Consider the following 19,537-nt stretch of genomic DNA (forward strand, 5'->3'; position numbering starts at 1 on the left):
TTCCGCCCTTGCGTTCTTCCGCCCTTCCGCCCTTCCGCCCTTCGGACCTTCCGTCGGCCTGTCGGCCTGTCGGCCTGTCGGTCCGTCGGTCCGTCGGTCCGTCCGTCCCGGCAAGGGAGCCGGACGTCCGGCCGGTGCCGCGGACCCGGGCGATAGGCTCCCCGGAACCGGATTCGTGTACGACCCATGTGTGTTCCTCCGCCACCACATGGGTCGCAGGTGCGAGAGGAGAGCGCCGTGACAGCTGCGGTAGCCGGCTTTGCGTTGTTCGCCCTGTTGGTGACGATGGCTCCTGGCCCGGACACCCTTCTGGTGCTGCGCAACTGCGTGCGCGGCGGGCGGCGTACGGGGGCTGCCACGGCTGTCGGCGCCGCCGTCGGTTCGCTCGCCTGGGCGGTGGCCGCCGCGGTCGGGCTGGCCGCGGCGCTGCAGCGCTGGGACGCGGCGTTCACGGTCGTACGGCTGGTGGGCGCCGTCTACTTGGTTGTGCTCGGCGGGCAGGCGCTCTGGGAGCACCGGCGGTCCGCCGCGGTGACGACGCCCACGGCCGCGGCCGGCCCGGAGCCCTTCGACGTCCCGGCACCGGACGGCCGCGCCGCCGTGCCGCTCGCGCCCCTGCACGCCTTCCGGCAGGGGCTGCTGAGCTGTCTGCTCAACCCGAAGGTCGGGATCTTTTTCGTGGCCGTGGTGCCGCAGTTCCTTCCCGAGGGGTACTCGGTACTCGGCACGACGCTGCTGCTCGGGGCCGTCGACGCGGTCATCGCCGCGGGCTGGCTGCTGCTGGTCGTGGTCTGTGCGGGCCGGCTGCTGCGCCGGCTGCGGCGTCCCCGGGTGCACCGCAATCTGGAGCGCACCACGGGCGGGGTGCTGATCGCGCTCGGTATGGGGACGGCGGCCGAGACGGTCGCGGGATAACGCGGCGCCCCCGGTGGCCGCCGCCCGTTACGGCTTGTCCGTGTGGCGTCTGGCGCGCAGGGCCAGCCGCAGGCCCAGGACGGTCTGCGGATCGTCCAGGTCCGTGCCCAGCAACTGGGCGATACGGGCCAGCCGGTCGTACAGCGTCTGCCGGTTCACATTCAGGTCGCGGGCGGTCTCGGCCTTGCGGCCCGCACTGGCCAGATAGGCCTCCAGCGTCGGCAGCAGCGGCTGGCGGGCGGCACGGTCATGGGCCAGCAGCGGCCCGATGGCGCGTTCCACGAAGTCGGTGAGCACGCCCTGCTCGCCGTGTTCGCGCATCCGCCACAGCAACAGCTCGATGTCCAGCCGGCGGGCGTCGTACCAGGGCTGTTCCGGCAGGCCCTGAGCCGCGGCCGCCGCCTCCGCCGCATGCTGCAGACCGGGGCCCGCCGCCGCCCAGTCACCCGGCGTACCGGCGACGACCACCGGACGGTGCGTGGCCGGCCGGTCCAGGCCTGCGCGGACGATCCCGGCGCGCAGGGCCTCGGCGATCCGGTCGGCGAGCGCGTCGCGGTCCTGGCCCGTGCGCAGTGCCACCAGCATTGGGACCCGGCCCTCCACGGGGCGGACGCCGAGCAGCACCGGCACCCCGGGGGCGGCGAGTTCCTCGCGCAGGGCCTGGGCGAGCAGCGCCCAGCTGCCGGGGGAGGGGAGCCCCGCGGGCAGCCGCATCACCACCGGGAATACGGGCTCGGCGCCGGGGCGGAAGCCCAACAGGCGGGCCTGCGCGGGCGCCTCGGCCGCGGAGATCCGGCCCTCCGCCAGGTCGGCGAGGAAGTCGCCGCGGCCGCGGGCGGCGAGTACCTCCTCCTGGCGGGACTGGAGCATGACGACGGCGAGCAGATCGGCGGCGCGTTCGGCGGCGATCCGGTGCACCGGCGCCAAGGGGGCGTTGACGGGCAGCAGAACGAGGCGGGCGCGGACCGCGTCGGGGCCGTGGCCGCCGCCGGGCACATCGACACGGAGACCGGTGTCGCGCAGGCCCTCCCACGCCAGCAGCGGGTCGGCATCCGCGGGACCGTCGTCGCCGCCCTCCGGCCCCGCCGCGTAGAGCGGGCTGCCGTCCGGGGCCTCCAGGCAGAGCGGGTTGCCGGTGAAGACGGCCAGCAGCCGGAGCACTTCCGGGACGCCACCGCCGCGCAGCAGCACGTCCGTGCAGCGCCGCAGGATCTCGTCGGCGCGCCGCAGCAGCGCGTAGTGACTGTTGATGATCTCGGTGTGGATCGCCTCGGTGACCGTGACGTACGGGACCTCGCGATGCAGCTGGATCAGCGGCAGCCCGCAGTCCCGTGCGGCGTCGACCAGCGCGGTGGGCAGTGAGGCGAAGCGGGAGCCCAGCTCCACGACGAGCGCGGCGATCTCGCGGTCCGCGAGCTTACGGATGAAGGCGCGCTGCTCGGACGGCCGGGCCCCCAGCCCGAGCCCGGTGGTCAGCAGCAGCTCGCCGCCCTTGAGCAGCGAGGCGATGTGCGGGACCTCGCCCGCGTGCACCCAGCGGACCGTACGGTCCAGCCGGTCCCCGCCGGCCAGCACCTCCGGCAGGCCGCGGCGCAGCGCGGGCAGCTCCAGCGCCCGGCGTACCGTGATCTCGGCTTCGATCTTCGCTTCCTGCCCCATGGCGAGGACGGTACCCGTAGTCCGCTATCCGGAGCTGCGAGGTCCGGATCGCGGTGCCGTGCGGTACCGGGAGGGCAGGCCGCCTCGGGGCGCCACCGCCCGGATCGCACACCCGCCGGGCCCTCCAAAGCGGTCTCCCGCGGCCCTCCGCCTGGTCTTCCGCCGGGCCCCCGACCAGCCTTCCGCCGGGGCCTCCGCCCAGCCACGCCCGGCCTCCGCCCAGCCACGCTCGGCCCCGGCGCGCTCCCCTCCCCTCCCGGTGCCCGGTCCCCCTCCCCCCACACACTCACCCCGCCCCCCTCACCCCGACTCCCGCACCACCAGCCGCGCCTCCGTGATCACCGGTGCGAGCTCCACCGCGTCCGCCCCCGCCGCCTTCCGTGGATCCAGCAGGCGCAGCAGCAGCCGGGCCATCAGCCGCCCCATCTCCTCCACGTCCTGCCGCACGGTGGTCAGCGGCGGATCCGCCCAGGCCGCCGGTTCCAGATCGTCGAAGCCGACCACCGCCACCTCCTCCGGGACCCGTCGCCCGCGCGCCCGCAGCGTGCGCAGCGCACCGCTCGCCATCAGGTCGGAGCAGACGAAGACGGCGTCCAGATCCGGTGCGGCGTCCAGGAGTGTGGCCATGGCCCGCTCGCCGCCGGGTGCGGTGAACCCACCGTCCGCGATCAGGCGTGGGTCCGGTTCGGCTGTGCCCAGGGCCTCCCGGTAGCCGTCGAGGCGGTCCACCGCGGAGGTCTGGTCGAGCGGTCCGGTGATCACGGCGATCCGGCGGCGGCCGCGGTCGAGGAGATGGCGTACGGCCTGCCGGGCGCCACCGCGGTTGTCGGTGTCGACATACAGCGGCCGCGGCACCCGGTCGGTGCCCGCCCAGCCGGGCCGGCCGCCGTAGACGGTGGGCAGTCCGGCGCGCTTGGCCATGGCGGGCAGCGGGTCGTCGCGGTGCAGCGAGAACATCAGCGCGCCGTCGACATGCCCGGCTGACAGATAGCGGCCGATGCGGTCGTAGTCGGCGCGGTGCTCGACGAACATCAACAGCAGCTGGGTGTCGGCGGCGGCCAGTTCGCGGCTGATGCCGCGCAGTTGGCGTCCGAAGAACGGATCGCTGAAGACCCGGGTCTCCGGCTCCGCGATGACCACGGCGACCGCCCCGGTGCGGCGGGTGACCAGGGAGCGGGCGGCGCTGTTCGGTACGTAGCCCAGCTCGGTGACCGCCTGGCGCACCCGCTCCTGGACTGCGGCCCGTACGCCCGCACCACCGTTGACCACCCGGGACACCGTGGCGCGGGAGACCCCGGCGAGCGCCGCGACCGCCTCCAGCGTCGGCCGCGGACCGTTCGACCCAGACACCATTCAACTCCTTTTTCCACGCGGTGACTTGACGGTCTGCCGTCGAGTCGGCAAGGTGCACAGCGCACGATATGAGAGCGCTCTCAACCCGGACACCCTCACGGAACTCCTCACCACCCCCACTGCGCCGAGGAGAGAATGTCATGAGCATGAGAATGCGGCACCGGGAAGCCGGGAGCTGGACCGCACCAACAGCGCCGCGGAGTCGCTGCATTGGTATGCCGACGGCCAGAATTCCCACACCGTGAGCGCGGCGGCGATGGACGCCGACACCTGGGCGCGGGCCACCCACCAGGGTCACTTCCTGCTGCTCAACCTCGCGATGGGCGGCACGTTCCCGGCCGGCGCCGCGGGCTTCGCCACCCCCACCGACGCCACCCCCACCGACCATCGCACCCCCACGCCCACCCCCACCCCCACCGACCGGCGCACCGCCCCGCAAGGAGTCACCTCGTGATCACTCGCCGCAGCCTGCTCGGCGGTCTCGCCGCCGGCGCCGCCACCGCCTCCGGAATCGCCCTGGCCGGCCGTGCGACCGGCGCGCCCGCCCCGTCCGCAGCACCCCGCGGGCCCGCCCGGTCCGCCGCCGGTATGCCCCTGCACCTCGTCAACAACTCCGGTGCCTACGCCAACTCCTCGGTCTGGATCTACATCGTCGGCAATGACGGCACCCAGCAGGTGCACGTCACCCCGGACGGTGAGCTCAAGCCCGTCGCACTGGCCGACAACGGGCCGGACGGCTTCACCGACTACGCCATACCGCTCGCGGCGAGCGGTACCACGACGCTCCAGCTGCCCAGGATGTCCGGCCGGATCTACACCGCGCTGGGCGGCAAGCTCAAGTTCAAGGCGGTCGAGGACGGCAACGGCAAGGCCGCGCTCGCCTACCCGGCGGGCTGGGTCGCCGGCGACCCCAACTACGACGTGCTGCACGACTGCGCCGAGTTCACGTACAACTCCGGCGGGATGTACTGCAACACCACCATGGTCGACATGTTCAGCGTGCCGCTCGCGATCACGCTCTCCGGAGCCAAGGAGCAGACCACCGGGATGCTCAAGGACGGCGCCCGCGCTCGAATCTTCTCCGACGTCAAGGCCGCCGAGGGCTTCGACCGGCTGGTCATCGGCGACCGGCGGGTGATCGCGCGGCCACGGCCTGGACAGCGGGCTGTTCGCCGAGGACTACTTCGCCCCGGCCATCGACGAGGCCTGGTCCGCCTACGAGGCCAAGGACCTTTCGGTCACCACCAACGCGGGCACTTTCACCGGCCGGGTCCGCGACGGCAAGCTCACCTTCACCGTCCCGCAAGGAATGAAGGGCCCGGTAGGCGACCCCACCGGCACGGTCTCTTTCGACAAGCCGTCCACCCGCGATGTCCTCTTCTGCGACGGCACCCTCGCCGCGCCCAACGACGGCACCCTCGGCCCGGTCGCCGCCATCCTGGGCGCCGCCCTCAACCGCTCCACCCTCACCTCGCACGCCACCCAGCCCACCACCGACCCGGCCGCCTTCTACCGGCAGCGGCTGACCCACCACTACGCCCGGGCCATGCACGCCGCGACACGGGACGGCAAGGCCTACGGCTTCGCCTTCGACGACGTCGCCGGCTTCGCCTCCTACATCGAGGACAGCTCCCCGAAGGAGCTCACCCTCACCCTCACCCCGTTCTGACCCCGTTCTGACCCCGTTCTGACACAGAAAGTGGTGCCACCTTCTGACACAGAAAAGTGGTGCCACCCGAAACGGGCGGCACCACAGAACGCCGGGAGGTTGGCGCCCCGAAGGAGGCGCTAGCCTCCGTACGCCCCGCTGGCCGTCAGCCGCAGCGCCGTGTCGATCAGCGGAACATGGCTGAACGCCTGCGGGAAGTTGCCCACCTGCCGCTGGGCCCTGGGGTCCCACTCCTCGGCGAGCAGACCCAGGTCGTTGCGGAGCGAGAGCAGCTTCTCGAAGAGCTTGCGGGCCTCGTCCACCCGGCCGATCATCGCCAGGTCGTCCGCGAGCCAGAACGAGCACGCCAGGAAGGCGCCCTCCTCACCCTCCAGACCGTCCACCCCGAGGTCGTCCGCACCGGACGTCGGGTAGCGCAGCACAAAGCCGTCCTCGGTGGACAGCTCCCGCTGGATCGCCTCGATCGTGCCGATGACGCGCTTGTCGTCCGGCGGCAGGAAGCCCATCTGCGGGATCAGCAGCAGCGAGGCGTCCAGCTCCTGCGAGCCGTAGGACTGGGTGAAGGTGTTGCGCTCCTTGTCGTAACCCTTCTCGCAGACGTCCCGGTGGATTGTCTCGCGCAGGTCCTTCCAGCGCTCCAGCGGCCCGTCGACGTCCCCCGACTCGATCAGCTTGACCGTGCGGTCGACCGCGACCCAGGTCATGACCTTGGAGTGCACGAAGTGCCGGCGCGGGCCGCGGACCTCCCAGATGCCCTCGTCCGGCTCGTCCCAGTGCTTCTCCACCCACTGGATCAGCTTGAGCTGCAGCAGCGAGGCGTAGTCGTTACGGGCCAGCCCCGTCATGTGCGCCAGGTGCAGCGCCTCGGTGACCTCGCCGTACACATCCAGCTGGAGCTGTCCCGCGGCGCCGTTGCCGACCCGCACCGGACGGGAGTTCTCGTACCCGGGAAGCCAGCTGAGCTCGTTCTCGCCCAACTCCCGCTCACCGGCGATGCCGTACATGATCTGCAGGTTCTCCGGATCACCGGCCACCGCCCGCAGCAGCCACTCCCGCCAGGCCCGCGCTTCTTCGCGGTAGCCGGTGCGCAGCAGGGAGGACAGGGTGATCGCGGCGTCCCGGAGCCAGGTGAAGCGGTAGTCCCAGTTACGGACCCCGCCCAGGCACTCCGGCAGTGAGGTCGTCGGCGCCGCCACGATCCCGCCGGTCGGCGCGTAGGTCAGCGCCTTCAGGGTGATCAGCGAGCGCACCACCGCATCCCGGTAGGGGCCGTGGTACGTGCAGTGCTCGACCCACTCGCGCCAGAATTCCTCGGTGGCCTCCAGCGACCCCTCCGGGTCCGCCACGGCCGGCGGCTCCTTGTGCGAGGGCTCCCAGCTGATCGTGAACGCGATCCGCTCACCCGGCGAGACGGTGAAGTCGGAGAAGGTCGTCAGGTCCTTGCCGTAGGTCTCCGCGGCCGTGTCCAGCCACACCGAATCGGGGCCCGCGACCGCGACCGTACGGTCCTCCACCTTGTGCACCCAGGGCACGACCCAGCCGTAGGAGAAGCGCATCCGCAGCTCCGAGCGCATCGGGACACGTCCGCTGACGCCCTCCACGATGCGGATCAGCTGCGGCGCGCCATCACGGGGCGGCATGAAGTCGATCACGCGGACGGTGCCGCGCGGGGTGTCCCATTCCGATTCCAGGACGAGCGAATCGCCCCGGTAGCGCCGGCGATCGGCCGGCGCGGGCCGGCCCCCGGGACCGTTGACCGGCCCCATCCGCCAGAATCCGTGCTCCTCCGTGCCCAGCAGCCCCGCAAAGACCGCCGGGGAGTCGAAGCGGGGCAGGCACAGCCAGTCCACCGTGCCGTCCCGGCACACTAGAGCGGCGGTTTGCATATCGCCGATAAGTGCGTAGTCCTCGATGCGCCCGGCCACGTGCATCTCCCGTCGAACTGGAGTCACGCCCCCCATGGGACGTTGTGATCTGTCCGTCCTGCCCATGAAACGTCGCCGAGCAGCGGGACCGGAAATCGGGCGGGGGTGGTGCCTTCCCGGACGGCTCGTTGCGAGTGTCCGAGCAGGATACGACGCACGTGGGTGATCCGCGCGACCCTCGCAAGGACTGACGTGCTCCGAACGGGTGGCCTCCATCACGTGACACTGTCACCCCGGCCGTCACTGCACGATCGCCGTGCGTGGCCGGACGCGACCACGCCCGGTCGCTGATAGCCTGGTACCCCGTGGACCGGTGGGCACGAGAACCCCCGAACCGCAGCGACGGCACCCCTGAAAACCGGGACAGCGCCGCTTCGCACCTCTCCACCTCGCGACCACGGGAGCCCCCTCTTGGCCATGCCGCCCAAATCCACGACGACCAAGCACCTCTTCGTCACCGGGGGCGTCGCCTCCTCGCTGGGCAAGGGGCTCACCGCCTCCAGCCTGGGTGCTCTCCTCAAGGCGCGCGGCCTGCGGGTCACGATGCAGAAGCTCGACCCGTATCTGAACGTCGACCCCGGAACGATGAACCCGTTCCAGCACGGTGAGGTCTTCGTCACCAACGACGGCGCCGAGACCGACCTGGACATCGGCCACTACGAGCGTTTCCTGGACGTCGACCTCGACGGCTCCGCGAACGTGACCACCGGCCAGGTCTACAACACCGTGATCGCCAAGGAGCGGCGCGGCGAGTACCTCGGTGACACCGTGCAGGTCATCCCGCACATCACCAACGAGATCAAGCACCGCATCCGGCGGATGGCGACCGAGGACGTCGATGTCGTCATCACCGAGGTCGGCGGCACCGTCGGTGACATCGAGTCGCTGCCGTTCCTGGAGACGGTCCGCCAGGTCCGCCACGAGGTCGGCCGGGACAACGTCTTCGTCGTGCACATCTCGCTGCTCCCCTACATCGGCCCGTCCGGTGAGCTGAAGACCAAGCCGACCCAGCACTCGGTCGCGGCGCTGCGCAACATCGGTATCCAGCCCGACGCGATCGTGCTGCGCGCCGACCGAGAGGTCCCGACCGCCATCAAGCGCAAGATCTCGCTGATGTGCGACGTCGACGAGGCCGCGGTCATCGCCTGCCCGGACGCCCCGTCGATCTACGACATCCCCAAGGTCGTGCACGCCGAGGGCCTGGACGCCTTCATCGTGCGCAAGCTTGACCTGCCGTTCCGCGACGTGGACTGGACCCAGTGGGCGGATCTGCTGGACCGCGTCCACAACCCCGACCACGAGGTCAGGGTCGCGCTGGTCGGCAAGTACATCGACCTGCCGGACGCCTACCTCTCGGTCACCGAGGCGCTGCGGGCCGGCGGCTTCGCGAACAAGACCCGGGTGAAGCTGAAGTGGGTCACCTCCGACGACTGCAAGACGCCGGCCGGCGCCGCGGAGCAGCTCGCGGACTGTGACGCGGTCTGCATTCCCGGCGGCTTCGGCGACCGGGGCGTGGACGGCAAGGTCGGCGCGATCACCTACGCCCGGGAGAACAAGCTCCCGCTGCTCGGCCTGTGCCTGGGCCTGCAGTGCGTGGTCATTGAGGCGGCCCGCAACCTGGCCGGCATCGAGGGCGCGAACTCCACCGAGTTCGACCCGGCCGCGGCCGATCCGGTCATCTCCACGATGGCCGAGCAGATGGACATCGTCGCAGGTGAGGGCGATATGGGCGGCACGATGCGGCTGGGCATGTACCCCGCCAAGCTCGCCGAGGGCTCGATCGTCCGCGAGGTCTACGACGACCAGCCCTACGTCGAGGAGCGCCACCGCCACCGCTACGAGGTCAACAACGCCTACCGCGGTGAGCTGGAGAAGAAGGCCGGGCTGCTGTTCTCCGGCACCTCCCCGGACAACAAGCTCGTCGAGTACGTCGAGTACCCGCGCGAGATCCACCCCTACCTCGTCGCCACCCAGGCGCACCCGGAGCTGCGCTCCCGCCCGACCCGCCCGCACCCGCTCTTCGCCGGGCTGGTGAAGGCCGCGGTCGCGCGCAAGACGGGCACCGCGAAGTAAGGGAACCCGCGGCGGATACGGTTGCCGGGGTACGGCCTCTTCGAGGTCGTACCCCGGTTTCTGCGTTGGTTCAGGCAACACACAGGAGGACGCGCCATGGCGATCAAGGACACCCCGGAGGAGTGGACGGTCACCGCGACCACGACGCCGTTCACCGGGAACAAGACCAGCGTGCGCACCGACGAGGTCGTCATGCCGGACGGCACCACCGTCACCCGCGATTACCAGGTCCACCCCGGTTCCGTGGCCGTCCTCGCCCTCGACGACGAGGGCCGGGTGCTGGTGCTGCGCCAGTACCGTCACCCCGTACGCCAGAAGCTGTGGGAGATCCCCGCCGGGCTGCTCGACATCCCCGGTGAGAACCCGCTGCACGCGGCGCAGCGCGAGCTGTACGAGGAGGCGCACGTCAAGGCCGAGAACTGGCGGGTGCTGACCGATGTCTACACCACGCCCGGCGGCTGCGACGAAGCCGTGCGGATCTTCCTCGCCCGTGATCTCTCCGAGGCCGAGGGCGAGCGCTTCGAGGTCTCCGAGGAGGAGGCCGACATGGAGCTGGCGCGGGTGCCGCAGGACGAGCTGGTCCGTGGCGTACTCGCCGGTGAGCTGCACAACAACTGCCTCGTCGTGGGAGTGCTGGCACTCACCGCGGCCCAGGGCGGTGCGGGTCTGGACGCGCTGCGCCCGGCCGGCGCACCGTGGCCGGCCCGCCCCTTCGAGGCCTGAGCCGCCGGGCGCCACCGCGCCGGGCGCCACCGCCCCGTGGCCGTGCCACGAGCCGGTCGGATGATCCGCCGATCCGATCGGGTGACTCAACCGCCCTGCGCTGCACGGGACGTGACAGGCAGTGAACTACGCTCGGCAGCGTCCGCCCCAGCGGCGGATTCGTACGCGCAGGTGGACGGGAGCGTGAGCCGGTGACGGACCAGGCGGTGGGCGGGGGGCACCTCCCGCCGGAGGCGGCGAAAGCGCCCGCCACGACAGCGTCCGGGCCGCGGGCCGCGGCGCCCCGCCAGGACGGTGCCGCCGCCCGCCCCACCGTTCCCGCGGCCGCCGCCGCCCCTTCCACCAGGGGATTCGCTGGCCGTCGCCGCGAACTCAAGGCACTGCACGCCGATATCGCCCGCGCCGGCCTGGACACCCTCTCCGGCCGCAAGGGTGCCCGCAGCCGGGTGCTGCTGATCGCCGGCCGGCCGGGTTCCGGCCGTACGGCCCTGGCCGAGGAGCTGCTGCGGGAGCTGGCCGGCGACCATCCCGACGGCGTGCTGCGGGCCACCCTGACCGGGCCGGGCGGTGAACCGGCCGACATCGGCCGCACCGCACGTGAGCTGCTGGCCGCGCTCGGCGCCGGCGCCCCGGCGGGCGCCCCCGAGGACGAGCTGACCGAGCGGCTGCGCGAGGCGCTCGCCGGGCGCCGGGCCCTGCTCTTCCTGGACGACGCACCGGGCGCCGACCAGGTCGAACCGCTGCTCCCGGACGCCCCGGGCTGCCTGGTCGTGGTGGTCTCGCAGGGGCCGCTGACCGGCATTCCGGACGTCCGGCCGTGCACCCTGGGCGGCCTGGACGGTGCGGCCGGTGTCGAGATCCTCATCCGTGACGCCGGACCGACCCGGATCACGGTCGACCCCCGGACCGCCGACAGCGTCGTGGAGGAGTGCGGCGGCCAGCCTGCCGCACTGGTGCTGGCCGCCGCCTGGCTCGCCGCCCGCCCGATGTCCTCGGTCGCCGATCTGTACCAGGCGCTGCACGCCGTCCCGCTGCCGCCGGACCTGCCCACCGGTGCCCGGCCGCTGTTCCGCGCCTTTCACCTCACCCATGGCGCGCTGCCGGCGCCCGCCGCCCGGATACTGCGGCTGCTCACCCTGGCGCCGGGCGGTCTGGTGGATGCGCACATCGCCTCCGCGCTGGCCGGCTGCTCGGTGGCCGTGGCCGCCACGGCGCTGGGCGAATTCGTCGCGCTCGGCCTGCTGCGGCCGGTCACCGCCGAGGGCGACGAGGTCCCCGGCGCCCGCGCGCCGGACGCCGCCCTGTATCTCCCGTACCGGCTTCCCGGCTGCCTCCACCCGCTGGCGCGTGAGCTGCTGACGGAACACGAGCGCCCGGCCGAGGTCCAGCTGGCCCGGGCCCGGATGCTGGAGCGGACCGTACGGCTGCTGCAGTCCTGCCGGGCGATGGCCGAGCCGGCCGGTTCCCCCGTCCGGCAGAAGACCGCGGGGCTGCCGCGCTCGCTGCGCTTCGGCTCCCGGGCCGCCGCCGCGCACTGGCTGCGCAGCCGGCGCGGCGCCCTGCTCGACGCCGCCAGGATCGCCGTCGCGGACGGTGAACTCGACACCCTGGACCGGCGGTTGATGGCCGCGCTGACCCGGACGCTGCTGGCACACCAGGGCGCCGAGGCCGCCGCGCCGGACCTCTACGCGCTGCACGGGCTCGTCCTCCGGGTCGCCGAGCGGCGCGGGCTGCCACGGGAGCGGGCCGCCGCCCTTCTGAACCTCGGGGACCTGGACGGGCAGGCGGGACGGACCGAGCAGGCGCTCACCCGCTACCGGGGTGCGCTGGAGGCGGCCCGCTCGGTGAAGGACCCGGTGGCCACCGGCCGGGCGCTGGAGTCGCTGGGCGGTACGTACACCGAGCTGGGCGACTGGCAGCGGGCCGCCGACTGGTACGGCCGGGCGCTGGAGCTGCGGCTCGGCCGGGGTGAGGGCGGTGACGCGGCGCGGCTGCACGGCCGGATCGGCGGCGCGCTCGCCTGCGCGGGCCGGTGGGACGAGGCGCTCAAGGCGTGGCGGGCGGCCGTCGGCACCTACCGCAGGCTCGGTGAGGTGGCCGGCCAGGCGCGGGCGACCGGTGAGGTGGCCCGGGTGCAGGAGTACGCGGGGCGGCCCGAGGACGCGCTGCGGACCTGTCTCGAAGCCCTGGACATCGCCCGTAGAGCGGGCGACGGACGCCTGGAGGCGGCCCTGCAACTACGGATTGCGGACACCCTCGACCGGCTCGGCGATCCAGCAGCGGCAGGGCTCCATCGTGCCGTCGGAGAGCGACTCCTTGGAGATCACTCCGAGTGACCTACGAAATCGGTAGTGCTTCTCGCAAGATTTAATGCTTTGCAAGGCTAGACAAGAAGAGCTCCTTCAATAGACTGGCTGGGCCGCGTTCGGCGCGGTCAGTTCCGTCATGCAGCGCATGAGGGGATAATTCCTCCTGCACCCTCTCTTTCAAGGACCGTGATCGACGTGAAGGTCGGCATCCCCCGCGAGGTCAAGAACAACGAGTTCCGCGTGGCCATCACGCCCGCCGGAGTAAACGAACTCGTCCGCCACGGCCACCAGGTCTTCATCGAGAAGGACGCCGGTCTCGGCTCGTCCATCACGAATGAGGAGTACGTCTCCGCCGGTGCCTCCATCCTGGACACCGCCGATGAGATCTGGGACACCGCTGACCTGCTGCTGAAGGTCAAGGAGCCGATTGCGGAGGAGTACCACCGTCTCCGCAAGGACCAGACGCTCTTCACCTACCTGCACCTGGCCGCGTCCAAGGAGTGCACGGACGCGCTGCTGGAGTCCGGCACCACCGCCATCGCCTACGAGACCGTCGAGACGGCCGGCCGCCAGCTGCCGCTGCTCGCCCCGATGTCCGAGGTCGCGGGCCGTATCGCCCCGCAGGTCGGCGCCTACCACCTGATGCGCCAGGCCGGCGGCCGCGGTGTGCTGCCCGGTGGTGTCCCCGGTGTCCACGCGGGCAAGGCCGTCATCATCGGCGGTGGCGTCTCCGGCTGGAACGCCCTCCAGATCGCCGTGGGCCTCGGCTTCCACGTCACCCTGCTCGACAAGGACATCAACAAGCTCCGCGAGGCCGACAAGATCTTCGGCACCAAGGTGCAGACGATCGTCTCCAACGCCTACGAGCTGGAGAAGGCCGTCGTCGAGGCCGACCTCGTCGTCGGTGCCGTCCTGATCCCCGGCGCCAAGGCCCCCAAGCTGGTCACCAACGAGCTCGTCGCCAAGATGAAGCCCGGAAGTGTTCTTGTCGACATCGCGATCGACCAGGGCGGCTGCTTCGAGGACTCGCGTCCCACCACGCACGCCGAGCCGACCTTCCCGGTCCACAACTCGGTCTTCTACTGCGTCGCCAACATGCCCGGCGCGGTGCCGAACACCTCCACCCACGCGCTCACCAACGCCACGCTGCCCTACATCGTGGAGCTGGCGAACCGTGGCTGGGTCGAGGCGCTGCGCCGTGACCCGGCGCTGGCCAAGGGCCTGAACACGCACGACGGCAAGGTGGTCTACGGCCCCGTCGCCGAGGCGCACGGCCTGGAGCACGTCGAACTGCGCACCCTCCTCGGCTGAGGCGTCAACGACGCGCGTCAACGCCACAGAACCGGCCGGGCCTTGTCGACAAGGCCCGGCCGGTCGCGTGTGCGACCCCCGGAGCACCGCACTCCGGACCGCCGGCACTCAACTCGCCGCGAACGTAACCCTTTAACCGATTCGCGCACCCCTGAAACATCGGTCCGATACCGCTTGCGCCCTTGACATCGGGGGGTCCGGTTACCGACACATCGTGCCGGGTCCGGTGGATTGTGTTGCTGCGGACGCCCGACACGCCATAGAGTCGCCAACCGTCGGCATGGTGCCACGCTGACCTATCGATAAAGTTTCCTGGTCACGTCCAAGGAGGTAAGACGACTTGTGAATGAGTCGACATTTTCTCCCGGAGGCGGTCAACCAGGAGTGGTTGCACGGGGCCAGGGTCCCTCGGGGCGCGAGGCTGTCGGCTCCGTTGCGGTCCGCACCGTCGCAACCCGTCAGAGTATTTCCACGACAGCCCACCAGAGCATGGACGGCCATCACGTGAACGCCATGGCCGGCGACCGGGGCAGTGGAGAACCCGCCCGTCTCGCCGACTACGACGACCTGCCCCAGGGGCACTTCTACGATCCGGACGCGGAGTACGAGCCGGACCCCGAATACGCCGCGACGCTCGCGCCGGACGCCGCGCGCCAGCGCCGCGAACGCGTCGGCCCGACCGGACGCCCGCTCCCTTACTTCCCCATCCCGGGACCGTTGTCGGACCACGGCCCCGCCAAAATCATCGCGATGTGCAACCAGAAGGGCGGGGTCGGCAAGACCACCTCGACCATCAACCTGGGCGCCGCGCTTGCCGAATACGGACGACGGGTGCTGCTCGTCGACTTCGACCCGCAGGGCGCCCTGTCGGTCGGACTCGGCGTCAACCCGATGGAGCTCGACCTGACGGTCTACAACCTGCTCATGGAGCGGGGCATGTCGGCCGACGAGGTGCTGCTGAAGACCGCGGTCCCCAACATGGACCTGCTGCCCAGCAATATCGATTTGTCAGCGGCAGAGGTGCAGTTGGTCAGCGAGGTCGCGCGCGAGTCGACCCTGCAGCGTGCCCTGAAGCCGCTGCTGGCCGACTACGACTACATCGTCATCGACTGCCAGCCCTCCCTCGGCCTGCTCACCGTCAACGCCCTGACAGCGGCTCACAAGGTCATCGTGCCGCTGGAGTGCGAGTTCTTCGCGCTGCGCGGTGTCGCGCTGCTCACCGAGACGATCGAGAAGGTCCAGGAGCGGCTCAACCCCGAGCTGGAGCTGGACGGCATCCTGGCGACGATGTACGACTCCCGCACCGTGCACAGCCGCGAGGTCCTGGCGCGTGTCGTCGAGGCCTTCGACGACCACGTCTACCACACCGTCATCGGCCGTACGGTCCGCTTCCCGGAGACCACCGTCGCCGGTGAGCCGATCACCACGTACGCCTCCAACTCCGTTGGTGCCGCCGCCTATCGTCAGCTCGCCAGGGAGGTGCTCGCCCGGTGTCACGCCGAGTGAGTCTGCCGGGAGCCGACGAACTGTTCCGTACCACCGGGGGAGTGGGGCTGCAGCCCTCCAGCCCCCGTCGCTCCGCGAACGGCTCCACGGCCAACGGTGAGGCGCCCCGGGTGCCCGCACCGGCCGGTGAGCCCGATCCGGCGGCGGACGGGCCGGAGGCGGCCACCGCGGTACGGCAGCGTCGGCCCGGGGCCGGCGGCTCGGACACCCCGGCGACGGCCGGTGACGGCGGACCGGCCACACCGCCCCGGGTACCCGCGGTCTGCCCCCCGGCCGAGCACAGCGGCCGGGAGACGGACGGCGACACCGCCAAGGGCCACCGGACCCAGGCGGGCAAGGGCGGCCAGGCAGGTTCCGACGCGGCCGCGCAGGCCAGCGGCCAGGGCCGCCGCCGCGGTGGCTCCCGCGGCGCCAACCGCCGCCCCAGCGGCCGGGAACGGCACGACGAGAAGATCACCGTCTATGTCTCCGCCGAGGAGCTCATGGACCTCGAACATGCGCGGCTGGTGCTGCGCGGCGAACACGGCCTTGCCGTCGACCGCGGCCGGATCGTCCGCGAGGCGGTCGCCGTCGTCCTCGCCGACCTGGAGTCGCGTGGCGACGCCAGCATCCTGGTGCGGCGGCTGCGGGGCCGCTGACGCCCGTTGCCGTGGTCCTGCGCGGGGTGTGGCGGGTCCGGCACCGCCGGGGAGCGCCGTCGTGGTCGCCCGCCGGTAACGGCCGAGAATTCCTGCGGTGGCCGCCGCGGTGCGGAAACGTCACGCCGGGCGGGCCGGGATAGCCTGCCTCCTCGGCGGGGTGTCCCGCCCGTGACCAGCCCGTCGCCCCCGGCACGGGACCGCAGCACCATGGACCGCGATGCCGACGACCAACGACGAAGCCCCCGCGCCCCGCGCCCGTAGACCCCTCGGCCGCGGGCCGGACGCGGGCCCGGTGACACCGGGCGAGCCCGCGGCGTACGAGGAGCCCGCGGCGTACGAGGAGCCTGCGGCACACGGGGAGCCCGCGGCGCACGATGCGCCCGGGAAGCCGGGCGGGTCCGAGGCAGCGGAGGAAACCGGGGCGCCGGACGAGCCGTCGGCCATCGAGGCGCCGGAGGAGCCCGCGGGTACCGGGGTGCTTGACGAGCCCACTGGCACCTGGGTGCCGGACGGGTCCCCGGCGGCCGACATGCCGGAGGTTGCCGGTGCGCCGGAGGTGACCGTCGCCGGGGAGGACCCCGCGGCCGCCCCCGGTGCCGCTCCTGCCGAGGCCCCCGAGAACGGCGACGGCCGGTTCACCCTCCGGCTCGACAACTTCGAGGGCCCCTTCGATCTTCTGCTGCAGTTGATCTCGAAGCACAAGCTGGACGTCACCGAGGTCGCGCTGTCGAAGGTGACCGACGAGTTCATGGCGCACATCCGCGCCATGGGGCCGGACTGGGACCTGGACCAGACCACGGAGTTCCTGGTCGTCGCGGCGACGCTGCTGGATCTGAAGGCGGCCCGGCTGCTGCCCGCGGCCGAAGTGGAGGACGAGGCGGACCTCGCGCTCCTGGAAGCCCGCGATCTGCTCTTCGCCCGGCTGCTGCAGTACCGCGCCTACAAGCGCATCGCGGACATCTTCAGCGGCCGGCTGGCGGACGAGGCCCGGTGCCACCCCCGTACGGTCGGCCTGGAGCCGCACCTCGCCGAGCTGCTGCCCGAAGTCGTCATCAGCACAGGGGCGGAGGGCTTCGCCAGGCTCGCGGTGAAGGCGATGCAGCCCAAGGCGCGGCCGCAGGTCTATGTCGACCACATCCATGCGCCGTTGGTGAGCGTGCGGGAGCAGGCTGAGGTGGTGATGGCGCGGCTGCGGGCGGCCGGCGAGTGCAGCTTCCAGGAGCTGTGCGCGGACGCACCGGACACCCTCACCGTCGTGGCGCGCTTCCTGGCCCTCCTGGAGCTCTACCGGGAGCGGGTGGTCGTCCTGGACCAGGACGAGGCTCTGGGGGCGCTGACGGTCCGCTGGACGGGCACGGAGGGGGCCGAGCCGGTGGTCACCGACGAGTTCGACCAGGAACCGGGGGAGCGCACCGCCGGGACGGAGCGGGCAGAACGAGCAGGAGAGGAGCGGGCATGAGCGGCGAGGGCGAGGCGTACGACATCACGGAGACCGGTGCGGGCGGCACCCCGGGAGAGCGGTCCGGGGCACCGGCCGGGACGCTGGGCGCCGCCGAGCTGGAGCTGAAGCCCGCGCTGGAGGCCGTCCTCATGGTCGTCGACGAGCCCGCGACCGAGGAACACCTGGCCAGGGTGTTGCAGCGGCCCCGCCGCGCGGTCGCGCTCGCGCTGCGCGAGCTGTCCGACGACTACACCCGCCAGGGCCGCGGTTTCGACCTCCGCCTGGTGGCCGGCGGCTGGCGTTTCTACTCCCGCGCCGCGTACGCGGACGCTGTGGAGAGCTTCGTCCTGGACGGGCAGCAGGCCCGGCTCACCCAGGCCGCATTGGAGACTCTGGCCGTGGTCGCGTACCGTCAGCCGGTCAGCCGTTCCCGTGTCTCGGCCGTACGCGGCGTGAACTGTGACGGTGTGATGCGCACGCTCCTCCAGCGCGGCCTGGTGGAGGAGGCGGGGACGGAACCTGAAACAGGTGCGATCCTGTACAGGACGACGAATTACTTTCTGGAGCGGATGGGCCTGCGCGGCCTGGACGAGCTCCCTGAGCTCGCACCGTTCCTCCCGGAGGCGGACGCGGTCGAGGGCGACTCCCCGGAAGGTATCCCGTCGTTCGACGTAGACGACAGCGGCGACTCTCAGACGGATCATTGATGCGAAGCAGCGGCAGGAACAACGACAGCGGGCGGGGCAACTACCGCGGCGCGGGCAACAAGAAGGACGAGAAGCAGCAGCGCGCCGGCCGTCCCCGTCCGGAGGAGCGCCGCTACGACGTGGGCGGAACCGGCGGCCCCGGTGGCCCGGGCGGCAAGGACGAGCGCGGCGGCACCAAGGGCGGCGGCACCAAGGGCGGCGGCCCCAAGAGCGGCGGCCCGAAGAGCAGCGGCAGCCGGGGTGCGGCGGCCCGTGGCGGCGCCAAGGGCGGTCCGCGTACCGGCGCCAAGTCCGGTCCCGGCGCCAAGGGCGGTCCCAAGGGCGGCCCGCAGCGCGGCCGTGGCCAGGCGCCCGCGCGGCCCCGCGAGTACGACGCCCAGGTTGAGGAGCGCAACCGCGCCCGCCACAACAAGCCGCAGATCAAGACGCCCAAGACGTTCGGCGACCAGGAGGGCGAGCGGCTGCAGAAGGTGCTGGCCAGGGCCGGTATGGGCTCGCGCCGGGCCTGCGAGGAGCTGATCGACCAGGCACGGGTCGAGGTCAACGGCCAGATCGTCATGGAGCAGGGTGTCCGGGTCGACCCGGAGAAGGACGAGATCAAGGTTGACGGCCTGACGGTCGCCACCCAGTCGTACCTCTTCTTCGCGCTGAACAAGCCGGCCGGTGTCGTCTCCACCATGGAGGACCCGGACGGCCGCCAGTGCCTGGGCGACTACGTCACCAACCGTGAGACGCGGCTGTTCCACGTCGGCCGGCTCGACACCGAGACCGAGGGCATCATCCTGCTCACCAACCACGGTGAGCTGGCACACCGCCTGACGCACCCGCGCTACGGCGTCAAGAAGACCTACCTGGCTGCGATCCAGGGCCCGCTCCCGCGTGACCTGGGCAAGCAGCTCAAGGACGGCATCCAGCTGGAGGACGGCTACGCCCGCGCCGACCACTTCCGGGTCGTGGAGAACACCGGCAAGAACTACCTCGTCGAGGTCACGCTCCACGAAGGCCGGAAGCACATCGTGCGCCGGATGCTGTCGGAGGCCGGCTTCCCGGTCGACAAGCTCGTCCGCACGAGCTTCGGCCCCATCGCCCTGGGCGACCAGAAGTCGGGCTGGCTCCGCCGGATGACCAACACCGAGGTAGGCATGCTGATGCGCGAGGTTGAGCTTTAGCGTTTTCTTCCCACGTGTTCGGCTTTCTCGCCGTTGCGCCTGCGGCGGGCGGGTCCGCTGCGCGGGGCTGTCGGGGTGCGGTGACGGGCCTCCGGGGGCTGGTGTGTGGACTGCTTCGCTTTACGTCCACACACCA

General features: G+C 71.8%; 14 protein-coding genes and 1 pseudogene. 12 read left to right on the forward strand and 3 right to left on the reverse strand.

What is annotated here, in order from left to right; translation table 11 throughout:
* The first annotated feature begins 237 nt into the window (after nt 1–237).
* Complete coding sequence (locus AB0C46_RS37965; RefSeq protein WP_362833671.1) at nt 238–915, forward strand: LysE family translocator; 678 nt, start codon at nt 238–240, stop codon at nt 913–915.
* A gap of 27 nt (nt 916–942) precedes the next feature.
* Here AB0C46_RS37965 and AB0C46_RS37970 read toward each other — a convergent pair whose 3' ends face one another.
* Together AB0C46_RS37970 and AB0C46_RS37975 are read right to left on the reverse strand one after the other, a co-directional pair.
* The gene (locus AB0C46_RS37970) at nt 943–2,574 is read right to left on the reverse strand and encodes a PucR family transcriptional regulator ligand-binding domain-containing protein (protein ID WP_362833672.1); all 1,632 of its coding nucleotides are present in this window, start codon (nt 2,572–2,574) and stop codon (nt 943–945) included.
* A gap of 300 nt (nt 2,575–2,874) precedes the next feature.
* Entirely contained in the window at nt 2,875–3,927 is a 1,053-nt protein-coding gene (locus AB0C46_RS37975; protein WP_362833673.1) for a LacI family DNA-binding transcriptional regulator, read from the reverse strand.
* Between the two features lie 52 nt (nt 3,928–3,979).
* Here AB0C46_RS37975 and AB0C46_RS37980 point away from each other — a divergent pair, with 52 nt between their 5' ends.
* Together AB0C46_RS37980 and AB0C46_RS37985 are read left to right on the forward strand one after the other, a co-directional pair.
* Complete coding sequence (locus AB0C46_RS37980; RefSeq protein ID WP_362833674.1) at nt 3,980–4,381, forward strand: hypothetical protein; 402 nt, start codon at nt 3,980–3,982, stop codon at nt 4,379–4,381.
* Nucleotides 4,378–5,596, forward strand: a pseudogene (locus AB0C46_RS37985) (beta-1,3-glucanase family protein). The gene AB0C46_RS37980 and the pseudogene AB0C46_RS37985 overlap by 4 nt, the downstream one beginning before the upstream one ends.
* 119 nt (nt 5,597–5,715) lie before the next feature.
* Here AB0C46_RS37985 and AB0C46_RS37990 read toward each other — a convergent pair.
* Nucleotides 5,716–7,527 carry a glycoside hydrolase family 15 protein gene (locus AB0C46_RS37990; RefSeq protein ID WP_362833687.1) on the reverse strand — a complete coding sequence of 604 codons (1,812 nt, stop codon included), beginning with the start codon at nt 7,525–7,527 and terminating at the stop codon, nt 5,716–5,718.
* A 411-nt stretch (nt 7,528–7,938) separates the two neighbouring features.
* Between AB0C46_RS37990 and AB0C46_RS37995 the strand changes: the two genes are divergently transcribed.
* From AB0C46_RS37995 to AB0C46_RS38035, 9 genes are all read left to right on the forward strand, one after another.
* Nucleotides 7,939–9,594, forward strand: a complete 1,656-nt coding sequence (locus AB0C46_RS37995) for a CTP synthase (RefSeq protein WP_362833675.1) — start codon at nt 7,939–7,941, stop codon at nt 9,592–9,594.
* A gap of 96 nt (nt 9,595–9,690) precedes the next feature.
* Nucleotides 9,691–10,317, forward strand: a complete 627-nt coding sequence (locus AB0C46_RS38000; RefSeq protein WP_362833676.1) for an NUDIX hydrolase — start codon at nt 9,691–9,693, stop codon at nt 10,315–10,317.
* Nucleotides 10,318–10,508: 191 nt separating this feature from the next.
* Nucleotides 10,509–12,653: a tetratricopeptide repeat protein gene (locus tag AB0C46_RS38005; protein WP_362833677.1), complete on the forward strand. Its 2,145-nt coding sequence runs from the start codon at nt 10,509–10,511 to the stop codon at nt 12,651–12,653.
* A gap of 168 nt (nt 12,654–12,821) precedes the next feature.
* Nucleotides 12,822–13,937, forward strand: coding sequence for an alanine dehydrogenase (gene ald / locus AB0C46_RS38010; protein ID WP_362833688.1), 1,116 nt, complete (start codon nt 12,822–12,824; stop codon nt 13,935–13,937).
* A 384-nt stretch (nt 13,938–14,321) separates the two neighbouring features.
* Nucleotides 14,322–15,443, forward strand: coding sequence for a ParA family protein (locus AB0C46_RS38015; protein WP_362833678.1), 1,122 nt, complete (start codon nt 14,322–14,324; stop codon nt 15,441–15,443).
* Nucleotides 15,428–16,081 (forward strand): hypothetical protein, encoded by a 654-nt coding sequence (locus AB0C46_RS38020; RefSeq protein ID WP_362833679.1) that lies wholly within the window; start codon nt 15,428–15,430, stop codon nt 16,079–16,081. The genes AB0C46_RS38015 and AB0C46_RS38020 overlap by 16 nt, the downstream gene beginning before the upstream one ends.
* Nucleotides 16,082–16,301: 220 nt before the next feature.
* On the forward strand, nt 16,302–17,543 hold the full coding sequence (locus AB0C46_RS38025) for a segregation/condensation protein A (RefSeq protein WP_362833680.1): 1,242 nt from the start codon (nt 16,302–16,304) through the stop codon (nt 17,541–17,543).
* Nucleotides 17,540–18,232 carry an SMC-Scp complex subunit ScpB gene (gene scpB / locus AB0C46_RS38030; protein ID WP_362833681.1) on the forward strand — a complete coding sequence of 231 codons (693 nt, stop codon included), beginning with the start codon at nt 17,540–17,542 and terminating at the stop codon, nt 18,230–18,232. Before AB0C46_RS38025 ends, scpB begins: the two co-directional genes overlap by 4 nt.
* Nucleotides 18,232–19,401, forward strand: a complete 1,170-nt coding sequence (locus tag AB0C46_RS38035; RefSeq protein ID WP_362833682.1) for a pseudouridine synthase — start codon at nt 18,232–18,234, stop codon at nt 19,399–19,401. The genes scpB and AB0C46_RS38035 overlap by 1 nt, the downstream gene beginning before the upstream one ends.
* Nucleotides 19,402–19,537: the final 136 nt, after the last annotated feature.

It is taken from the genome of Streptomyces sp. NPDC048637, assembly GCF_040650675.1.
Classification (GTDB): Bacteria; Actinomycetota; Actinomycetes; order Streptomycetales; family Streptomycetaceae; genus Streptomyces.